The organism is Psychrobacter sp. T6-5 (genome assembly GCF_052258485.2).
GTDB lineage: Bacteria > Pseudomonadota > Gammaproteobacteria > Pseudomonadales > Moraxellaceae > Psychrobacter.
The window spans coordinates 1713285-1735435 of sequence record NZ_JBQQEY020000001.1; the positions used below are offsets into that span (position 1 = coordinate 1713285).

Below are 22151 nucleotides of genomic sequence, written 5' to 3' on the forward strand. Positions count from 1 at the left end.
TGTTCAGGGCTTTGGTTACCAAACAAAAGCAGCTATGACTACGACAGAGGGCGTTATGGCGCGCGGTTATCTTACCACTATTTTGTTCTCTATCAAATGCAGAGCATAGGCTAGCTAAATAAGCACTACATAAAAATATTTTTCTCTCATCATAATGATTTCACTATCAGAGCCAAATCAGCAAATCGATATTTTATTATTGCACCGTAAGAGAGCAGTCTAATAATTATAAGATTATTTTAGCACCAATATAGTGCAAAAATATTATGATTAGTGCATCGGATAATCTCTTAACATAAAGGTTATTAGCAAAAATACATTTTTGTATAAAAATAATTTGGTATAAGGCGCTGTAATTATTGGAAATATGTTGTTTTAAGTAACGTGGTTGGTAATTGTTTTGAGATATTGGCATAACCTTTGCATTGATGCTGGTATGATTATTGATGACCATAAAAACAGGTCTAAAAATAATTATTCATAAGTGCCAGAAGAGTTCAGCATGACAAGTTATATATTGCTAGAATGATATGAGAATTGACTTAGGATGTTTGTAGACCATTGAGATGACTATTGGTCTAATTAAGAAAGCGTCTTAGATGAGTGTCTTGACTAATACGACAAATAGTGCTGATAATAAGCATAATATCGAATGCGCTGTTTGGTATTGGAAGGACATCTGGAATTCTTGCACAAGAAATGGCACCAATAATTTTAAATTGCAATAACGTGACCAACACAACGGAGATTATGTATGTCGAACAAATTATTAGATCTTATTCAATCCTCTAATGCTAAATGGGTTGACTTTCGCTTCACTGATACGCGCGGTAAAGAGCAGCACATCAGCTTCCCAGCATCTACTGTCGATGAAGATGTCATGGAAGATGGCAAAATGTTTGATGGCTCATCTATCGCTGGTTGGAAGGGTATCGAAGCGTCTGATATGATCTTGCGTCCTGACCCAGAAACAGCGTTCGTTGATCCGTTCTTTGATGCGGTTACTGTCGTCGTGACTTGCGATATTATCGAGCCATCAACGCTACAAGGCTATGATCGCGATCCACGCTCTATCGCACGTCGCGCTGAAGAGTATTTAAAGTCAACTGGTATTGGTGATACTGCTTACTTCGGCCCTGAGCCTGAATTCTTTGTATTTGACGATGTAAAATGGTCAGTTGATATGTCTGGCGTCAGTCATAAGATCACTGCTGAAGAAGCAGCATGGTCAACTAACGAGACTTATGAGTGGGGCAACATGGCGCATCGTCCACGCGTCAAAGGCGGCTACTTCCCAGTACCACCAATCGACAGCTCACACGATATGCGTGCTGTCATGTGTGAACGTATCGAAGAAATCGTTGGCGAAGGCCGCGTTGAAGTTCATCACCACGAAGTGGCGTCTTGCCAGTCTGAAATCGGTGTAGCATTCAACACAATGGTACGTAAAGCAGATGAAGTTCAGCAACTGAAATACGTTGTTCATAACGTGGCGCACCAGTTTGGTAAAACAGCGACCTTTATGCCTAAGCCAATCGTTGGTGACAATGGTTCAGGTATGCACGTGCATATGTCAATCTCAAAAGATGGCGTCAACACGTTCTCTGGTGATGAGTATGCTGGTTTGTCTGAGACCGCATTGTACTTTATTGGTGGTATCATCAAGCATGCTCGTGCATTGAACGCGATTACCAACCCATCAACGAACAGCTACAAGCGTCTAGTACCGCATTATGAAGCACCTATTAAGCTTGCGTATTCAGCGTCTAACCGCTCAGCATCTATTCGTGTGCCACATGTAAGCAGCCCGAAAGCCGTACGTATTGAAGCACGCTTCCCTGATCCAACAGCGAACCCATACTTGGCATTTGCTGCGCTATTAATGGCAGGCCTTGACGGTATCCAGAACAAAATGCATCCAGGCGAAGCAGCTGACAAAAACTTGTATGACTTGCCACCAGAAGAAGAAGCGCAAATCCCAACGGTTGCAGAGAGTCTAGACGTCGCACTACAGGCGCTGCGTGATGACCACGAGTTCTTATTGAAAGGTGATGTGTTCACCAAAGACATGCTAGAAGCATTCATTGCACTTAAAGAAGATGAAGTACAACGTCTAAACGTGACTGTACACCCTGTCGAGTTCGATATGTACTACAGCTGCTAATAATGAGTTAGTCGATTAATTGAATAAAAAAGAACCAGTCAAGTGAATCTTGGCTGGTTTTTTTGTACCTGTTCAAAAAGATAGTGGTATAAATGGATGATATTTTTTTAAATATCATTGATTTCATAACAAATCCTACTGATTTTGCACCAAAAGTATCGCATAATAGTTTTTATAAAAGTATATTAATAGTAAATACTAATTAGGTTGACTGACTATGAGTTTGTTATCAAAGCGGAATTTGTTACGAGGCAATATACAGTTAGGAGCATTGGCTATCATGGCTAGCCTTTGTGCGCCTCTCAGCAACGCAGCACCCATTTATAAAGTGATTGATGAGCAGACAGGTCAAGTGACTTTTACCGATCGTCCACAGTCTTATGAGGATCAGGCAGGAAAACAAGTCAGCCAGACTAGCGTCAATACCGGCGAAAGTAGCGCCCCAAAAGGCATGACAAATGAGGTCAGAGGCAATACTGATCTTCCAGCTGCCGCTACCACCAAACCTGCGGTGAATATCAACTATCAGTTGAGTATGATTGAGCCGAGTACTGAGCGTGCCTATCAGCGTCCTGCACAAAGTATCGTCATCGCGCTTGATGTAAAGCCTGCGCTACAGAATGGCGATCAAGTGAGTATCTATTTGGATGATAAAGAAATCGCCCAAGGATTAAGTGCTTCTGTCGCGACAGTCGATTTGCAGCCAGGCCCGCATAGCATCCGCGCTGTAGTTAAGAAGGTATCAGGACAAACAGGACAGCAAGTCAATCGTACGGTACATGTCATTCAAAACACCCTAATTTTACAGAATAAGAAGAAACTTGCTGAGCAGCTTTTGGCTTATGAGCGCTTACCATGGCACCAAAAGGTCTTGTTAAAAATGCGTGGTAATGACGCTGTATCTCAGTAAAAAAGTCATTAGTAATATATAAATAATGAGGGCAGACGTGATTATCGCGTCTGCCCTTTTTATTATTTATTGGTTCTGTCTAACGTTATATGCGCTTATTACTATTTATTTGGTCAACTCGATTGTACCATTGGCAGTGACTGAGATAGTGCTGTTACCAGACTCAAAGCTTTGGCTTGGTACTGACTCGTCTGCCATTCCTGATTTCATGCTCATAGCGCTATACATTGGACGTGGATAGTTGCTACCGGTATTCAAATTAACATTCACGACGCGATAGCCGCGTGCATCCCAAGCACGAGTCAGGCTCTTCGCTTGCTGCTGAAAAGCGCGAGATGCTTCGGTCATCAGTTTTTGCTCTAAAGCATCTTTTTTGGTATCTGAGACGCCAAAGTTAAGATTGTCCATGACCAAGGTTTCTTGTAGATCCGCAATCAGCTGACTGGTTGCTGCAAAGTCTGTACTTTTCAAGTCTATGTTTGCTTGACCTGTCCAACCAATGATTTTATCGTTTTTGTCATAGCGTGGATAGGTACGCTGCTGCCCAGTGCTCACAGTCACGCTTGGGTAACGCTTAGCAATTTTCATGGCATTATTGATTGACGTGTTGAGCATTGTCGCTAATGTTTTAGCGTCAGTTGCTTGTGCTTTTTTGTATAAGCTGGCACGTACTTCGTCGTTTTGGATTTCTTCTTTTATTTCGGTCTGAAACGTCAGTTGGTCGTAACCTGTTGGCTCTGCGTGGGCGCTGCCCATCATTGCAGTCATTAAACAAACCGTACCAGAGGCGAGTGCCGCTTTATTCAGTAGAGCATTTTTCATTATTATCTCCTAAATTAGTTTTAATAGTCTTCATATGAATGTTTTTAAAATCCATTTTCATATGGGAAGCTGTGCGTCTCATTTTCTAAATGCGGACATGTGTGCAACTTCATTCACTAAAATAGCAAAATCTGTATAAGTTGCTGTGAGAATTTTGTGAGCTAGGTTACTGGGTTATTTTTAGATTAAAACAAACAGTTTTGAGATAGGGGTTGTAAAATTAAAAAATCCTTGTATAATCTCATCCGGTGGCTCCATTGGTAGCCTCGCAACATTGTTCTATGAATCCCGCCAGGACCGGAAGGTAGCAACGGTAATAGATTTGATGTGTGCCGAGGATGTGCTGATGGAGTCGCTTTTTTTTGCCTAAAATTTGATAGATATTCTAATAAAGTACCCAATATATTGTTATTCTGTATTAAGCCCTTCATTGTAAAGGGCTTTTTTTTGTCTAAAATTTCATTCGATTTCTCATTTAAATTAAAAGCTTCATTGATTAATATGAGTTAAAATACAATGTATTAACGTTTATTAACATTCTGGAAACTTTGAGGTTTGGTTATGAAGATGTTTGTTTGGTTGTTCATTGTATTTATGGTACTAATCGTTGTATTTGGGGTGTCCATATTTAATAAATTGGTGCGTGCACGTAACCAAGCAAAGAACGGCTTTGCGCAGATAGATGTGCAACTCAAACGTCGCCATGATTTGATTCCAAATCTAGTCGAAACAGCCAAGCGTTATCTAACTCATGAGGAAGAGACACTGACACGAGTTATTAGCGCACGCAATCATGCTCAAAACCTACAAGACTCACATAAGCATCAGCCAGACTCACAAGAGCACATGGCACTATTTGCCAAAGCAGAAGGCATGTTGTCCAAAGCGTTGAGTCAGTTTTCGGCAGTGGTAGAAGCCTATCCTGAGCTCAAAGCCGATAGTATGCTCAAAGAGTTGATGGATGAGCTGACCAACACAGAAAACCGCATTGGTTTTGCCCGTCAGCATTATAATGATAGCGTGATGTTCTACAACAATGATCGTGAAGTGTTTCCTAACAATCTTGTCAGTACGACTTTTGGCTTTCGTCCGCTTAGTCCCTTGGTATTCGCAGACAGAGATGCCATTGCTAAAGCACCGAATGTTAATCTGGGCTAGGATTTAGATAAATTTGGCCAATATTAGGCAGCCCAGTTGATGGATTTTTTTGGTGAACAGCGGATACGTACACGGCGCAGTCTATTGCTCTATGGACTGTTTTTTCTGATTGTGCTTGCCCATGTGGCGGTGGCACTGGCTATCATGGGACTGCTGTTAACGATATTCACGGGTGGTATATATCATTGGGTATTGATACTAGTCATTCTCTTTATATTAGGCAGTTTCGTTGGTGGGAGTTTTTTAGAATATCGGCGCTTGAGAGCGGGTGGTCGCGCTATTGCTCAGCGAGTAGGGGCGGTCAGACTGTTTATTGATAACAGTCAGGCACCATGGGAGCACAGTCATGGGGTGGCGCATCAACATCAAACCAAAGAGAAGGTTCATTATAGCTCACGTCATATAGCCGTACGCGATGAGCGCGATTTTCCACCCGTCTATCGTCGTTATTATGAAATTGCCCATCAGTTAGCGATTGCGGCAGGTTTGAGTACACCGATTTTATACATATTGCCTAATGAGCAAGGTATTAATGGCTTCGTTGCGGGTCGTCATAGCCAAGATATGGTACTTGTCATCACCCAAGGCGCGTTAGATAAGTTGTCTGATGAGGCGCTATATGGGCTCATTGGTCATGAGTATGGTCATATATTGCATGGTGATGCCACGTTCAATCTACAGCTGATGGTGGTATTAGCTGGTTTACAGATATTATATGATTGGAGCGATTCAATTCCTAATAGCCGCTATCTTGATAATACAGTTGCCACCGATATTCCTTTTTCACAGAGACAAGTTGACAGTCGTGCACGCAGTATAGAGGCGCAGACCACCCGTTTTACCACGCATAGTGAGTGGGTAGCGTACTGGCAGGCACAATCACAGCATCAGCAGGTATCAGTCAAACGTGAGTCTCGGTGGGTGCAAAGTAGACCTGCGATTGATCGTCAAGCCCCCCGTAGTGTCTGGACATTACTGCTCCATGGTCTAAGTTTCTCGAGTATGGCAAGTGCTCAGTTGATTAAGCACAGTTTTAATCGTGAGCGTGAGTTACTTGCTGATGCAACCAGCGTGCAGTTAACGCGCTCGCCTGCGATCATAGAAACCTTAAAAGCCATTCACCAAGATTCACTTGGCTCACGATTATCGAGTGTTGCTGATATCAATGGGCTCAGTCATTTTTTCTTTGCCAGTAGTGGCGCGGACTTGGGTGATGTGTCTTGGTTTGCCACTCATCCAAGCTTGATAGAGCGTATGAGTGCCATTAATTCTGATGCTTATCGTAAGTTTGCCGTACAAGTCGCTAAAGAGAAGCGGATCAATCAGCAAAAAATAAAAGAAATATATCGGCAGCGTCGCTCAGGAAACTGGGAAGATATTACAGAAAATAGCCTAAGCAAAAATTCACAAAAAAAGTTTCAATTACCGCCTCAATCATTATTCAATATTAATGCAGAAGAAAACCATAAGCAGAATGCTACTATTGATAAGGCTGCAAGTAACAGTGAAAGTCAGACAGATAAAGGTCTTGAGTTCACTAAAGAGGTAGATACAATTATCGATGGTCGCTTGCAGGTAGAAATGGCACCTATAGATACCGACAATTTGCTGAAGCCTTGGCAGGCCAAACCTGACGCTGACCTGCCAGAAGATACACTGATTGAAGTGAGCGATATTCAAAAGGTGTCACTACCGCAATATCTACTCGATCATATTTATCATCCACTTGGTGCGCAAGCGCTCATAGAAGTGGTCATGCTTTGTCATCAGCATCAACCATTATTAACGACTGCCACTTATAGTTTGAATGGTATTTGGGGTGAGGGCTTTTCTATTGAAAGTGACACTACTAGTCATAAGCAAGTATTACCGCATAGGATAGATGCTAAGCTACTGACCATAGTGGCCAATTTGGACAGACGTTTGGACAGTGCTTTGATTGTATTTGCATTAGCCCAGTTACGTCGTCATGACTTATCTGAAATACATATCAAAAAATTAAAGCTTCGAAGTGACAGCAAACACAGTTACGAAAGCGATCAGTACTATAAAAAACAAGCAAAATGCCGTACGATGTTGTTGCGTTACCAACAAGGTATGGTTGAGTTATTTAACCAACAGCTGACATCTGACTTAACTAAAAGCTTAACTTGTGATTCTGCAGATCAAAAAATATCAAGTGATCGCGCTCACTCGGCAGCGAATTTATTCAATCATTCATTAGCTGTAGAGAGGAAAAAATCACCCATACTGTCACTATGGCAGGCATTACAATTACAGCAGTTACTACCGATATTGTCTGAGGTTTTACACGATACGGATACGCAAACTCTATCATCACAGACACTCAAAACTGGTATGGAAGACGTAAGGGTACAGCTAGATCCTTCAGGGCAAGTATTTGAAGCACTGAGCGATGCTCAGATGTCGATGGTGGTTTTACTGGCTTATCGCCTGTCAAAAGACGCTAAAGGTCAGATGGTCTCAATGTATGAGCGCTCATTATTGAGTGAAGGTGATGAGAGTGTGGCGCATTACATTGTAGATTTAAGACGTCATGCGCGTTTGGTTGATATTGATTTGACGACAGTGAGCGATGTCGACTTGCAATGGTTGTTATTAACGGCACAACACTTAAATAGTATTCAATTATTAGCGATTATTGCTGCGGTTCCTACGTCTACTAATTATTCTATCAAGCGCCCTATAAATACTTTGGGTAATAGTAATTATCCAGAGAGACAACAGGATGGTAGTCAAATAGATTATAATGACGATAGCACGGTCCGACCTGCTCATCATGAGTATCGACAATGGCTAAGTACATTGCATACCGTGATGTTACACGATACGATAATCAGCCAAGATGAATATGATTGCCTGCTCGCAATGTCAGAGCGCTGGCTAGGCGTTCGGCAGCTTTTTTGATAAGCATCGCCAAAACCATCTAAAAAGCAATAGAGACAACATAATTAGGATAGTAGAGTCGTATGAGTGATATCCAAGACCCGCTAAGTGTATTGCAGCGCCGTGTGCAGCAACGCCAAATCCTAGCGATGATGGGTATCAATCAATGGGTGCGGCCTGAGTCAAATACCGTAAATATAACGGATATCATGATAGATTCGGTTGAGCACTCAAATATTGACTCTATTGATACTGAATTCGCGAATAATAAACCCGCGAGCGCTGGAGTCATCGCTGAAACCATAGAGACAGTCGTTCAGCCGACCAGTGGTTATGATATAAATGACTCTTATAGCAGTGACCATCATAATGTGAATAACGATGCTCATGGTCTAGGTATTGATGAACAAGCAGCCACCGAGCAAAGCCTAGTCACCTATAGTTTTGATAGTGTGAGCAATGAGACATCTGCTACTTCAAATGTAACTCGTCTTCACAATAGTCCAGATATCGAATCAAACCAAACCGCCGCATTTTTTATAGATGAAGCAGTGCAGTCAACAGCTGCGCCTACTGCGTCACATCAATTGTCTCAAAGCAATCATAATAGTGATAGTGTAAATGACGACAGCTTGAAAAAGGTAGCACCATTTAGCTTACAAGGTGGACGCTATGGCGACTGGGTGATATTGGTTGATATTCAAGCACTTAATAGTGATAGCCAAAAGCTATGGAATAATATCACTCAAGCACTCTCAATGACTCATGAGACGACCTCATTCCCGATTTGCGCCGGTATGGACACAGTAGAGCTTGCCAATGCCAGTCTTGCTGGATATGTCTTTAGAATTGGCCTGCGCGAAGAGATAAAAGTTGCTGCCTTAACAGTACTGCCTGAAGGTCTTCAGCACCCCAACCTTATGACTGTGCCTACATTAGATGACATGATTGCAGATAGTGATGCTAAACGTCAGCTGTGGGAGCGTATATCTCATTGAGTCATATCAAAACTGATATCGATATAAATTTTTTTATCAACAAACTGAAATAAAGGTCGCTTCTTTATTTCATCATACCTAGGACTGTGATTATGTCTACAACCCAAACGTCTACACCCACTGCTAATAATAGTACCCCGCATCGTCTGCCAAACTTCTGTGCTGGCCCTGCCACGATGCCAACATCTGTATTGGAGCGTGCTCAGAGCGAATTGCTCGACTGGCAAGGTCGCGGCCTATCGGTCATGGAAGTCAGTCACCGTAGTGAAGAATACATGGCAATCACTGACAAAGCAGAAGCTAAGCTACGCACGCTCATGGAGATACCAGATAATTATAAAGTGCTATTTTTACAAGGCGGCGCTAGCTTGCAGTTTTCTGCCATTCCATTGAACCTGCTAAATGGTGGACGCGGCGATTATTTGACGACGGGTGCATGGTCAGGTAAGGCGATTAAAGAAGCTCAGCGCTACGAAGCACTTGGTCTGGGTAAGATTAACTTGGTCGCGACTGGTAAAGAGGACAACTTTACAACTGTACCCGCCCAAAGTGATTGGAATGTGAGTGACGATGCCGCTTATTTTCACTACTGTGCCAATGAGACTATCCATGGTCTACAGATATTCGAGCCACCACAAGTAGATGCGCCAATCATCGCTGATATGTCATCTTCTATCTTGTCACAGCCGATAGATGTATCTAAATTTGGTATGATCTACGCGGGCGCACAGAAAAACATCGGTCCTGCAGGTTTGGTCATCGTTATCATTCGTGATGATCTATTGGGGCAGGCAAGTGAATGGTGCCCTATGCTACTGAACTATGAGCACCAAGCAGATAAAGAATCTATGTCTAACACGCCAGCGACGTACTCTTGGTACTTAGCAGGACTGGTGTTTGATTGGTTGGAAGAGCAGGGCGGTGTGGCTGCTATCGGCAAAATCAACCAGCAAAAAGCAGATCTGCTCTACAAAACAATCGATGAGAGCAGTTTTTATAACAACCCAGTCGATCCTCAATATCGCTCTATCATGAACGTGCCGTTTACTTTAGCAGACAGCAGCCTTGATAAAGTATTCTTAGAAGAGTCAGAAAAAGCTGGCCTACTTAATCTAAAAGGCCATCGTGACGTAGGCGGTATGCGAGCCAGTATTTATAACGCCGTGCCACTTAAGTGGGTACAGCAATTGGTTGATTTTATGATTGCATTCGAAAAAAAGCATGCATAAGTCATAATAGCCTTTAAAATAAAAGACGCCGCTTTTACAAGTTGCGTCTTTTTTTATGAGTATATTTATCGATGCGCAGTTTTAGTAGAAAGAACTCAATATCTGCCGCCATTATATATAATATCTATGATGTCGTACTGATGGATGTCGTACTGATGGATGTCGCACTGATGGATGTCGCACTGATGGATGTCGCACTGATGCCGCGTAACATGGCAAACCATTAGGTTAAAAAACCTAAGTTTGTTATGATAAAATTTTGCTATATCGCTATTTTGCCGTCAGCGCTTAATTTTTGATACTCGCATTGGTTAGCATAGAGGTTTGTTATAACGTTATGATAAGAAAAAATGCCCTGCTAAAAGCTGTTTTGCTAGCCATCACCGTCAGCTGGATACCGAGCAGTATTGCGGTACCTATCACAACGACAGCGCTTGGGCACAATAGTCCGACTGATTATATTAATGCACCTTATATGCCCTATGCCAATCCAAAAGCGCCGTCAGGTGGTACGCTGTCGCTAGATACCCGCGGTACGTTCAACAGTGCTAATAAATGGATGACGACGGGTGTGGCGATGATTGGTACGGATTATCTGTATGATACTTTGATGACAGGCTCATTAAATGAAGCGTTTACCATGTATCCACAGCTGGCAAGCAAGGTAACCTATGATCCAGACGATACGAGCTGGATTGTCTATCACATCAACCCTGCCGCCCGTTTTTGGGATGGGACGCCTGTGACCAGTCAGGATGTCAAAGCGACTTTTGATGCAATATTAAACAAAGGCCCCATGTATATTCGCAGCTATTTGGGTGATATCAAGGACATTCAAATCATTGACGATCAGCAAGTTAAATTTGTCTTTGCCTCTGCTGAAAACAAAGAAATCCTACTGACGGTTGGTCAGTTTCCTGTTTTCGCAAAATCCTCAATCGATGCAGATTTTGAAAAGATCAGTCTGACACCCTTGATGGGTAGTGGGCCCTATAAGTTGGGACGCGTCGATGCTGGCCGTTCGGTGAGTTACATACGTGATCCCAATTACTGGGGTCGTGATTTGATGGTCAATCGTGGTCGCTACAATTTTGACATGATTAAGTTCGTTTATTATCAGAGCGATGAGATTGCCTTTGAAGGATTTAAATCTGGTCAATACCGTTTTCGCCCCGAAAACAAAGCATCGAATTGGGTAAGTGGTTATAATTTCCCCGCAGTGAAAGCAGGTCTTATCAAAAAAGAGACCATAACCAGTCAAAACCCAGTGCCGATGCAGGCGTTGGTGATGAATTTGCGCCGTCCAATTTTTCAAGACATACGGGTGCGTCAAGCACTGACGGCCGCTTATGATTTTGAATGGATGAATAAGACATTATTTCATGGACAGTATGAACGTTTGCAGAGCTTCTTTCATGGCTCAGAGCTTGCGGCAACTGGTACACCGTCTATTGAAGAGATGCAGGTATTAACGCCTTTATTGTCTGAGCTTGAACCGATCCAGCGTAAAGCCGTCTTAGCAGAATGGCAGCTACCCACCAGTGATGGCAATGGCTTTAATCGACAAGGCTTACTAAAAGCGCGGCAATTATTGTTAGATGCTGGGTTTTATTATGATGATATGAAGCTATATCAGCCGAATGGTCAGCCCGCCCAAATTGAGATTTTGATGACAGGCGAGACCATGGGCCGTGTGCTTTTGCCTTATATTCGTAATTTAAAACGCTTAGGATTTGAGGCAACCTTGCGCCAAGTGGACGGACCCCAATATTATGAGCGTATGCGCAGTTTTGATTATGATATGGTGGTAGATGTATTTGCCCAAAGCCTATCGCCTGGTGCCGAGCAATCAGCATACTGGGGTAGCGCCGCGGCTGATGAGCCAGGCAATCATAATAGCGCCGGTATCAAAAATGCTGCTATCGATGAGGTCGTTGCTGCGATTAGCAACGCCTCAAGTCGCGATGAGATTGTGCTCTATACGCAGGTGCTTGATCGGTTGCTGCGCGCCGGTCATTATGTCGTCCCACTATATGGCAAATCTGGCACCAATGTCGCTTACTGGGATCAATATCGCCATACAGAAAAACTCCCAACCAATGCCGTTGGTATCGACTATTGGTGGGTGGATAAAGAGGCAGAACAGCGCGTTAATAAGTATTTGAAGCAGTGAGTAGGCTGTCTCAGTAAATCGATAAGGAAGCACTGCTAAACACATAAACGGTCGTTTTTAGACAAGAGCCACATAAAAGCGATACCAAATAATTCTAAAATAATGAGCCAAAAAAATAACTACTAGTAAGGATTTGCCATGAGTATTCGTATTCACCCGATCAAAGCATTTAATGATAATTATATCTGGACGTTGATTAATGAGAATAATAAGCAGGCCATTGTCATTGATCCAGGTCAAGCCGAGCCAGTTATTGATTATCTAGACAAGCACGAGCTAGAGCTTACCTCGATTTGGACCACGCATCATCATCATGATCATATTGGCGGCGTTGCAGGGCTACAAGAGTCGTATCCCATGACCCATCTGGTGGCGCATAGTGAGCATGGGGTTGATGAAGATCAAACCATCAAGGATGGCAGCACAGTCAGTGCATGGGGCTGCTCAGCACAAGTTTGGGATGTCTCAGGACATACCGCCAGCCATATGGCGTATATCTTAGATATTGAAGGTCAAAAGCATTGTTTCTGTGGTGATACGTTGTTTAGTGCTGGCTGTGGACGTGTCTTTACGGGTACGATTGAGCAATTGCATGATAGTTTTAAGCGTCTAAATGAATTGCCTGAGGAGACACTGCTATATCCTGCGCACGAATATACAGCGAGCAATCTACGGTTTGGGTTGTCTATTGAACCTGACAATGAAGCCATGAAGCAAGCACTGGCACAAGCGGAAGCAAAAACGGCACAAGGTATGCCAACATTGCCCGTCACTTTAAAGCATGAGCGCGCTATCAATGTGTTTTTGCGCACACAAAAACCAAGCGTGATTGCTGGGGTCAAATCGAAAGTAGCTCTCGAGGATGATAGCTCTTTGGCAGTATTTGCAGCGTTACGTGAGCTTAAAAATAACTTTTAACATGAGTTAAGGCAAACATTGCTTTCATGCCTATCATGAATATCAAAGAATTGCTGCTGTCGTCAACGCCATCTCTCTTTATTTAGGAAGTCGCCACTATGGGTCGTTATATCGTAAAAAGACTACTACTGATATTGCCGACACTATTTTTGATATTGCTTGCCAACTTTGTGATCGTGCAAGCTGCGCCTGGTGGACCTGTTGAGCAGCAGTTGGCGCTGATCGAGCAGGGAGCAAAAGACAGCGCGCTTGGTGCTAATATTGGCGCGGGTAGCGCAGGCAGCAGTGACAGCGTATATGAAGGTACGCGCGGCCTCTCTGACGAGATGGTTGCTGCGATCAAAGCACAATATGGTTTTGATAAATCTGCGCCCGAGCGATTTTGGCTCATGCTAAAAAACTACGCTCAGCTCGATTTTGGTGAGTCGTTTTTTAAAGGGCAGTCGGTGACGGATCTCATTATAGAAAAGCTGCCAGTCTCGATCTCGCTTGGACTCTGGAGTACGCTGCTTATTTATATGATTGCCATTCCAATGGGCGTGTATAAAGCGATGCATCATGGCTCAGGCATTGATAAAGCCACTGCCATGCTGCTGGCTATCGGACATGCCATACCTGTGTTTGTCTTTGCGGTGATTTTACTGGTGTTTTTTGCAGGCGGTAGTTACTGGAATATTTTTCCGCTACAGGGATTAACGTCCGAGAACTTTGATCAGCTCAGCGCACTTGGCAAAGTAAAAGATTATTTTTGGCATTTGGCGTTACCGCTGCTGGCGAGTACCGTAGGGGGCTTTGCAGGCCTCACGTATTTGACTAAATTTAGCTTTTTAGAGGAGCTGGGTAAGCAGTATGTATTGACCGCGCGTGCCAAAGGATTGGGTGAGCGTCAGGTGCTATATGGGCATGTGTTTCGTAACGCTATGCTGATTATTATCGCTGGCATCCCAGCTGCAATCGTTGGTATCTTCTTTGCCGGTAACTTTTTGATTGAGATCATCTTTAAATTAGATGGTTTGGGTTTGTTAGGTTTTGAGGCCATTCAGCAGCGTGACTATCCTGTGATATTTGGCACGCTATTTATCTTCACCTTAGTGGGACTGCTATTACAGTTGATCAGTGATTTAAGCTATCACTTGATTGACCCCCGCATCGATTTTGAGGGGCGCTAATGTCAGAGCATTCACCGTCTTCAACGGCATCAATGGTACCAGCACAAAAAAAGCCACGCTTAAACCCTATTTGGCAGGCGCGCCTCAATCGCTTTCGCCAAAACCGCCTTGGGGTGATATCGCTGTTTGTTTTCGCGGTGATATTCGTCATCTGCATGGCGGCCAATGTCATTGCCAACGACAAACCCTTATTAGTGCAATATCAAGGCGACTATTACTTTCCGGTGTTAACAGCATATCCTGAAACAACATTTGGCGGGGTGTTCGAGACCGAAGCCAATTATAAAGACCCTGTTGTGCAGGCGCTGATTGATGAGCAAGGCTATTATGTGATGCCGCCTATTCCGTTTGCTGATCAGACACCAAACGTCGAGCTTGGTCTGCCTTATCCAGCGGCTCCAAACGCTCAGAACTGGCTCGGTACTGATGATATGGGTCGTGATGTGCTCGCAAGGATACTTTATGGTATGCGCGTCTCATTGTTGTTTGGTCTGGCACTGACGCTCGCTGGTGCTCTCATCGGTATTATTGTCGGTGCAATACAAGGTTATTATGGCGGCTGGGTAGATCTGGCAGGGCAGCGCTTTATGGAAGTATGGGGCGGTATGCCTCAGCTATTTATGATTATTATTTTGGTCAGTCTGTTTAGTCCCAGTATTACTATGCTGTTTGCCATGATGCTGTTATTCGGCTGGATGGGTCTGGTCGGTTTGGTAAGAGCAGAGTTCTTACGTGCCCGTAATTTTGACTATGTGCGGGCCGCGCGTAATCTCGGTGTTTCGGACAGCCAGATTATGCTCAGACATATTTTACCCAATGCGTTAGCCTCAAGTTTATCTCAGCTCCCTTTTATATTAACGGCCAATATCATTGCGTTGACCGCGCTGGACTTTTTGGGTTATGGGTTGCCGCCTGGCTCACCATCTTTAGGGGAGCTGATGGTACAAGGGAAAAACAACCTTGATGCCCCTTGGCTCGCCTTGTCAGGATTTTTTAGTTTGACCTTTATTTTGTCATTGCTCATCTTCGTTGGCGAAGCACTGCGTGATGCGTTTGATCCGAGGCGCTCTTGATATGACCGAAAATATTATGGCTACCGAGCAATACAACGCGCCAAATGAAAGTCTTAATCGCGCGCAAAACAAGCTCATGCTGACAGTAGATAGCCTAAGTATCACAACTGCTACAGGTATCCAGCTGGTCGATGCGCTGTCTTATGAGTTAAGACAAGGGCAAACTCTGGCTATCGTTGGTGAATCAGGATCTGGGAAATCGATTGCCAGTCTTGCGTTACTAGGTCTGCTACCAGAGAGTTTGACGATTAGGGGTGAGGTTCAGCTGGCAAGCACAGCAAGCATGTCTCAACTACCGATAGCGAATGACAAATCGCGTAATGCCGCATTATGTGCTATTCGTGGGCAGCGTATTGGTATGGTGTTTCAAGAGCCGATGACAGCGCTGAATCCGCTACATACGGTCGCTAAACAAATTGCTGAATCATTGCGTTTAAGCGGCGTACCCAAAAAGCAATGGCGAGACACCAGCATTGCCTTGCTAAATGATGTCAATATCACCGATCCTGCTGACAAGTTGAGTCGCTATCCACATGAGTTATCAGGTGGTCAGCGTCAGCGAGTAATGATCGCGATGGCATTGGCTCAGCAGCCTGATATCTTGATCGCTGATGAACCGACGACTGCGCTTGATGTGACACTACAGCATGAGATTTTAGCGCTACTGAATGAACTCAAACACCAGCATAATATGGCAATGATATTAATCAGCCACGATCTCAATCTGGTCAGGCGTTATAGTGATGAGGTCATCGTGATGCGCCAAGGCCGGACGATTGAGCAGGGTCAAACGTCTACGGTATTTGATCAGCCTAAAGCCGACTATACGCGTACCCTTATCAAGCAAGACTTTGGCCAAGCGTTAGTTATAGCAGACAATAACGTAGATAAGCAGTCAAGCGTACTAGAAGTGAGTAATCTTAAAGTACAATTCCCAATTGAAAAAAGCCTATTTGGGGGCACCAAGCGCTGGTTCGATGCGGTCAAAGATGTCGATATGACCTTGCAAAAAGGTCAGGCACTGGGTATCGTCGGTGAGTCTGGCTCTGGAAAAACTACCATTGCATTGGCACTTAGTCAATTGCTAAGCAATCAAGCACTTGTGAGTGGACAGATAGTGGTCAACGGGCAAGACATCTCGGCATTATCCAAAAAAGCGCTACGTAACTTTCGCTCGCAGATCCAAATGGTATTTCAAGATCCATTTGCCAGTATTAACCCTCGTATGACAGTCATGCAAATCGTGGAAGAAGGACTGTTGGTACAAGGCGTGGATAAAGACGCGCGTCAGCAGGCGGTGATGGAGAGTTTGGCTACCGTCCATTTGCCTTTAGCATTCGCGCAGCGTTATCCGCATGAGCTGTCCGGCGGTCAACGTCAACGCGTGGCACTGGCACGCGCACTCATTATGAAGCCGAGCTTACTCATATTGGATGAGCCTACCTCTGCGCTCGATAGCACCACGCAGGTGACGGTGGTGAGTTTATTACGTGAAATTCAACAAAGACTGCAAATAAGTTATGTCTTTATCAGTCATGATCTCAAAGTAGTACGCGCACTATGTCAGCATATTATGGTACTAAAACAAGGGGCTTGCGTGGAGTCTGGGCTCACAGAAGATGTCTTTAGCCAGCCACAGCATCCGTATGCCAAGCAGTTATTAAAGGCGAGCAGTACACAATAATAGCGACATACCAAAAAAGGCAGTGGTACAATCATGCTAGACAGTGGTTTGCTTTATTCAAACATCCTTACTGTACATATACTTATCTACTCTGCTATTGGCAAACGTTCATTAGCCTCTATCAACTAGCTAGAATTATTGTTATCGCGGTTAAAATCATCATTGAAAAGGATTTTTGTACCCATGAAAAAACAAAACAGTATTACTAAATTAGTAAAGAACAACAGCTTGCAGCATGCTGGTTATTTGGCAGTGGCTAAGACACGCGCTAAAGTACTCAAAGCAGTCTCTTACGTGATATCTATCAGAAGACCGATGTTGTTTGTCGGTGAGACTGCCTGTGATGAGCTATGCGACATGCTCATCAACGAAGGCAATACCAATGTCTTTATCGTCACTGATGCGGTACTAAACAAACTCGGTATCCCTGCAAAAGTCACTGATTATCTAGATGCAAAAAACATCAGCTATCATGTCTATGATGGGATTACACCAGATCCTACTTTTAACGTAGTCGAAGAAGGACTTCGCCAATCTATAGCAGCAAATTGCGACTCTATTATCGCCATCGGCGGCGGCTCAGTGATCGATGCTGCCAAAATGATCGCCATGTCTCAAGGCAATAAATGCAAGCCTCAGCAACTGATCGGTATCCTTAAAGCAAGAAAGCCGTCGGCGCCATTATATTGCGTGCCTACAACAGCGGGTACTGGCTCAGAGGCAACCCTTGGTGCAGTGATATCCGATGATAAAACACACCAAAAAGCATTGTCTATTGATCCAAGAATGGTGCCGCTCGCCGCAGCGATTGATCCCGTTATCATGAAAGGTATGCCAGCGCACATCACCGCTGATACGGGTATTGATGTGTTGACTCATGCGTTAGAAGCATGGATGAGTGCCAATGCCAGCGTGGAGACGGATTACTATGCGGCCTCTGCCGTCAAATCGGTTATGCATTACCTGCCGCTAGTTTATAAAGACGGTGGCAATCTAAAAGCAAGAGAAGAGATGGGAATTGCCGCTCATTATGGTGGTATTGCCTTTAACAAAGCAGGTCTGGGTTATGTGCATGCTATTGCGCATCAATTAGGGGCTTATTATAGTATTCCTCATGGTCGTGCTAATGCCATCGTGTTGCCTTATGTGCTTGATGTTAATCGTAAAGCAAGCAAGCAGAGACTGGCCGCACTGGCAAAAAGAACAGGTATGGTAGCAGAAGGCCAAGCTGGTCATGGTGATAAAGAAATAGCAAATCATCTCATTGAGCAAGTCAGAGCGCTTATTACAAATTTAAATATTGATCCGACTGTTAGCGGTATGCAGACCAGTGACTTTGACGATATTGCAAAAGCAGCAGCAAAAGAAGTCAGCGATACTTATGCTGTACCAACTTACCTCTCAGCAGCTGAAATTAAGGAAATCTTAACAAAAATTAAGCAAGTAAGTGATGAGAGTGCTGATAAAGACACTCAGAAAGCATCATAAATTTTTGCTTGTGCTGACAGACTTATGATAGACAAAAAAAGCCTATGACTCTTTTGAGGATAGGCTTTTTTAACGCGTTTAAAATAAGCTAAGACCTTGAAATAAAATAATTTATCTCTATATATTAACTATGCTAAAGCCTATGTCATAATCAAATGATCGTTTAATTTACCTTGTGCTACGACTTAATTAATAAAAAATAACTTAATAAATTGTAAATATATAACAATACAGGAATGTTTTAGTGATACATAAGCGTTACGATGATTAAATGATATTACGTTTGGGAGATTTTTATGAATCGCATATTATCGTCTAAAGTTATGGGATTGGTTATCGTAGCGAGTAGCGCTTTGTATGCAGGCTGCGCGTCTACCGAAAATAGCACTACTGTAAAAAATGCAGATGCTGCTAACCCTTATGCACCGACAACTCCAGGACTGGCAGTTGCTACAGTGGCTGGCGGGTGTTTTTGGTGTGTCGAAGCAGGTTACGAGAAAATCCCAGGCGTCGTAGAGGTGGTGTCTGGTTATACGGGTGGCAATACCGAAAACCCAACCTACAAAGAAGTGTCGGCAGGTGGTACGGGTCATACGGAAGCGGCGCAAGTGTATTACGATCCTACGAAAATCACTTATAATGGTATCGTACAAGCATTATGGAGAATCGCTGACCCCACTGACGATCAAGGGCAATATGTTGATCGTGGCACACAGTATCGTCCAGCGATTTTTTATAACAATGCGCAAGAAAAGCAAATAGCAGAATCTGCTAAACAGGCATTGCAAGACTCTGGCGTATATGACAAACCAGTCGTAATTGAGATTGTACCTGCTGGCAAGTTCTATCCTGCCGAAGAGTATCATCAGGATTATTATAAGAAGAATCCGATACGCTATAAGGCTTATACGTTCAATTCAGGACGCTATCAGTTTATAGAAAGTGTATATGGCAAAGACTATGAGCTTGATTTTAGTCAGTTCAAGCCGACTGTAGATAGTGCACAGCCAGTTACAGCCAGTCAAACGCCAAACAATAAAGCAAGTACAGGGTTCAATCCAGATACCTTTGTCAAACCGTCGCAGGATGAGCTAAAAAAATCGCTTACTGATATTCAGTACAAAGTCACTCAAAAGGACGGTACCGAGCGCGCCTTTAATAACGAGTATTGGGATAATAAAGCGCCTGGATTGTATGTAGATTTGGTATCTGGTGAGCCACTATTTTCTTCTCGTGATAAATATAAGTCTGGCACGGGTTGGCCGAGCTTCACTCGTCCATTGAACACGAATATGGTGGTAGAAAAAGCAGATCGCGGTATCTTTGGGACGCGTACCGAAATCCGTAGTCGCTACGCGGACTCACACGTGGGCCACGTGTTTGATGATGGTCCAGCACCGACCGGTAAGCGTTACTGTATGAACTCAGCAGCGCTGCGCTTTATTCCACTTGCACAGATGGAAGCCGCTGGTTATGGTCAATGGATCGATGAGGTCAAACCAGTGAGCTAGACTTGATGTGTTTAAACTTGAAATCTTACTTCGTATAGTTAAACCAAAAAAAAGGACGCATCGGCGTCCTTTTTTTAGTAATTACTTCAAAGCGTTTGACCCGCATTTAAAATGCTGGTTGACGTTTAGGGACGGCACCCAAAAACTCGTTACGAGCTTGATTATTATGCTGATACTCACCAAGCATGGCGGTACTACGCGTGGTTGAATGCTGTTTGCTGACACCGCGCATCATCATACACATGTGTGAGGCATCCATGACTACCGCTACGCCGCGACAGCCGGTAACATCCATGATAGTTTGGGCGATCTGTTCACTCAGGTTTTCTTGTATTTGCAGACGACGGGCAAACATATCGACAATGCGGGCAAACTTTGACAGCCCCAGTACTTGGCCATCAGGCAGATAGCCAATATGAGCGACACCATGGAACGGTAGCATATGATGCTCGCACAGTGAATAAAACTCAATGTTTTGCACCAGTACTAGCTCACGATTGGCTGATGGAAAGACAGCATCATTGACCACCTCTTCAATGCTTTGATGATAGCCTTTGGTCAGGTGAGCAAAAGCCTTTGCCGCACGTACAGGCGTGTCTAATAAACCAGGACGATCTAAGTCTTCGCCAGTCGAACCAATCAGTTGGCGATAGGATTCGGTACTTTCTTTATAATCTGGGGTTATTATTGGGGTGTTACTCATAAGTTTGGCAGCCATCCAAAATGTGGGTGTAGCTTAACGTTGAATCCTATCATGTCAGGATTCTTATAAAATTGTGCAAGCTGGGAAGGGCTGTGATTATACTCGAAATCTGCTGAACTTCATACTGCTGTGGTGAGTAGTTCAGAGTTTAGTCATTATAGGACTGTTAGAGATACAATTAGAACGGTGACAATGATGACATTTCATTAGTATTATTGCGATACTAATGATAGTAGCAAGTGTAGTAACCAAGTACAGTTTACGACTGTTTACTTAAATTAATTCGTGTATAATAAGTCATCTTTTGATTTGCATCATTTCATGACGCGTCACTTTCTAATTACTCTAAATAAACCTATATTCTAAATCATCTCGATTGATTCAAAAGGAAATCTTATGCTACTGCAAGGACAACGATTTGTCGTAACTGGCATCGCAAGTAAACTCTCTATCGCTTGGGCTATCGCAGAAGCGCTACACCGTGAAGGCGCCTCACTGATCCTGACTTATCCAAACGATAAAATCAAAAAGCGTGTGGACATGGCTGCCGAACAGTTCGAAGCGGATTTGGTATTAGAATGTGATGTCGCCTCTGATGAGTCTATTGCTGCTTGTTTTGAGCAAGTAACTGCCCATTGGGGTGATGGTATTGATGGTGTGGTTCACGCCATTGGTTTTGCGCCAATGGATCAGCTAGATGGTGACTTTGTCAACGCCACCACGCGTGAAGGCAGCCACATCGCGCATGATATCTCTAGCTACAGCTTCGTTGCATTGGCAAAAGCAGCTCGTGAGTTACTGGCGATGCGTCATGGTTCTATGCTGACATTGACTTATGAAGGCAGTATCTCAGTATTGCCAAACTACAATGTCATGGGTATGGCAAAAGCCAGTCTTGAAGCCAGCGTACGCTACTTAGCGACTTCTATGGGCGGCGAAGGAATCCGTGTCAATGCGATCTCAGCAGGTCCAATTCGCACGCTCGCGGCTAGTGGTATCAAATCATTCCGTAAAATGCTCGATATCAGCGAAAAAATCGCGCCACTACAACGTAATGTCAATCAGATGGAAGTAGGCAACGCAGCACTATTCCTATTATCGCCTTGGGCATCTGGTATCACGGGTGAGATCATGTTTGTTGATGCAGGTTTTAATACCGTCGCTATCAGTGAGCAGTTGATGATGCTTGATGAGCCAGCGCAATAATCATCTAAGTATCTTTTGCGTTGATGGTCATTATGAAT

Annotated in this window: 17 protein-coding genes and 1 other RNA gene; 16 read left to right on the forward strand and 2 right to left on the reverse strand. The window is 43.7% G+C overall.

Features of this window, described 5'->3' with window-relative positions:
• Positions 1–754 precede the first annotated feature (754 nt).
• Together glnA and ACTXGK_RS22080 are read left to right on the forward strand one after the other, a co-directional pair.
• The gene (gene glnA, locus ACTXGK_RS22075) at positions 755–2164 is read left to right on the forward strand and encodes a type I glutamate--ammonia ligase (RefSeq protein WP_201598736.1); all 1410 of its coding nucleotides are present in this window, start codon (positions 755–757) and stop codon (positions 2162–2164) included.
• Positions 2165–2381: 217 nt separating this feature from the next.
• Positions 2382–3074 carry a DUF4124 domain-containing protein gene (locus tag ACTXGK_RS22080; RefSeq protein ID WP_443516882.1) on the forward strand — a complete coding sequence of 231 codons (693 nt, stop codon included), beginning with the start codon at positions 2382–2384 and terminating at the stop codon, positions 3072–3074.
• A 105-nt stretch (positions 3075–3179) separates the two neighbouring features.
• Here the strand turns inward: ACTXGK_RS22080 and ACTXGK_RS22085 are convergent, their stop codons facing one another.
• Positions 3180–3896, reverse strand: coding sequence for an SIMPL domain-containing protein (locus tag ACTXGK_RS22085; RefSeq protein WP_201598746.1), 717 nt, complete (start codon positions 3894–3896; stop codon positions 3180–3182).
• A 255-nt stretch (positions 3897–4151) separates the two neighbouring features.
• On the opposite strand from ACTXGK_RS22085, the gene ffs reads away from it, so the two are divergent.
• The 13 genes from ffs to msrB all read left to right on the forward strand — a co-directional run bounded on the left by ffs (position 4152) and on the right by msrB (position 20204).
• An RNA gene (ffs, locus tag ACTXGK_RS22090) (signal recognition particle sRNA small type) lies at positions 4152–4248 on the forward strand.
• 209 nt (positions 4249–4457) lie between these two features.
• Complete coding sequence (locus ACTXGK_RS22095) at positions 4458–5054, forward strand: LemA family protein (RefSeq protein ID WP_443516880.1); 597 nt, start codon at positions 4458–4460, stop codon at positions 5052–5054.
• Between the two features lie 39 nt (positions 5055–5093).
• Positions 5094–7982, forward strand: a complete 2889-nt coding sequence (locus ACTXGK_RS22100) for a M48 family metalloprotease (protein WP_443516878.1) — start codon at positions 5094–5096, stop codon at positions 7980–7982.
• A 62-nt stretch (positions 7983–8044) separates the two neighbouring features.
• Entirely contained in the window at positions 8045–8959 is a 915-nt protein-coding gene (locus tag ACTXGK_RS22105) for a DNA polymerase III subunit psi (RefSeq protein WP_443516877.1), read from the forward strand.
• Between the two features lie 92 nt (positions 8960–9051).
• Positions 9052–10188, forward strand: a complete 1137-nt coding sequence (gene serC, locus ACTXGK_RS22110) for a 3-phosphoserine/phosphohydroxythreonine transaminase (protein ID WP_443516875.1) — start codon at positions 9052–9054, stop codon at positions 10186–10188.
• Positions 10189–10259: 71 nt separating this feature from the next.
• Entirely contained in the window at positions 10260–10415 is a 156-nt protein-coding gene (locus tag ACTXGK_RS22115; protein WP_443516873.1) for a hypothetical protein, read from the forward strand.
• Between the two features lie 113 nt (positions 10416–10528).
• Complete coding sequence (locus tag ACTXGK_RS22120) at positions 10529–12361, forward strand: extracellular solute-binding protein (RefSeq protein WP_443517228.1); 1833 nt, start codon at positions 10529–10531, stop codon at positions 12359–12361.
• A 138-nt stretch (positions 12362–12499) separates the two neighbouring features.
• Positions 12500–13279: a hydroxyacylglutathione hydrolase gene (gene gloB / locus ACTXGK_RS22125; protein WP_443516871.1), complete on the forward strand. Its 780-nt coding sequence runs from the start codon at positions 12500–12502 to the stop codon at positions 13277–13279.
• Between the two features lie 98 nt (positions 13280–13377).
• Complete coding sequence (gene yejB / locus ACTXGK_RS22130) at positions 13378–14448, forward strand: microcin C ABC transporter permease YejB (RefSeq protein ID WP_443516869.1); 1071 nt, start codon at positions 13378–13380, stop codon at positions 14446–14448.
• A gap of 32 nt (positions 14449–14480) precedes the next feature.
• Complete coding sequence (locus ACTXGK_RS22135; RefSeq protein ID WP_443517226.1) at positions 14481–15521, forward strand: ABC transporter permease; 1041 nt, start codon at positions 14481–14483, stop codon at positions 15519–15521.
• Between the two features lie 16 nt (positions 15522–15537).
• The gene (locus ACTXGK_RS22140; RefSeq protein ID WP_443517224.1) at positions 15538–17205 is read left to right on the forward strand and encodes an ABC transporter ATP-binding protein; all 1668 of its coding nucleotides are present in this window, start codon (positions 15538–15540) and stop codon (positions 17203–17205) included.
• A 183-nt stretch (positions 17206–17388) separates the two neighbouring features.
• Positions 17389–18693 (forward strand): iron-containing alcohol dehydrogenase, encoded by a 1305-nt coding sequence (locus ACTXGK_RS22145; RefSeq protein ID WP_443516868.1) that lies wholly within the window; start codon positions 17389–17391, stop codon positions 18691–18693.
• A gap of 296 nt (positions 18694–18989) precedes the next feature.
• Complete coding sequence (msrB, locus tag ACTXGK_RS22150) at positions 18990–20204, forward strand: peptide-methionine (R)-S-oxide reductase MsrB (protein WP_443516867.1); 1215 nt, start codon at positions 18990–18992, stop codon at positions 20202–20204.
• Between the two features lie 106 nt (positions 20205–20310).
• Here msrB and folE read toward each other — a convergent pair whose 3' ends face one another.
• On the reverse strand, positions 20311–20907 hold the full coding sequence (folE, locus tag ACTXGK_RS22155) for a GTP cyclohydrolase I FolE (protein WP_238038243.1): 597 nt from the start codon (positions 20905–20907) through the stop codon (positions 20311–20313).
• Positions 20908–21303: 396 nt separating this feature from the next.
• On the opposite strand from folE, the gene ACTXGK_RS22160 reads away from it, so the two are divergent.
• A complete protein-coding gene (locus tag ACTXGK_RS22160) occupies positions 21304–22113 on the forward strand; it encodes an enoyl-ACP reductase FabI (protein WP_165596971.1) in 810 nt (269 codons plus the stop codon).
• Positions 22114–22151 lie beyond the last annotated feature (38 nt).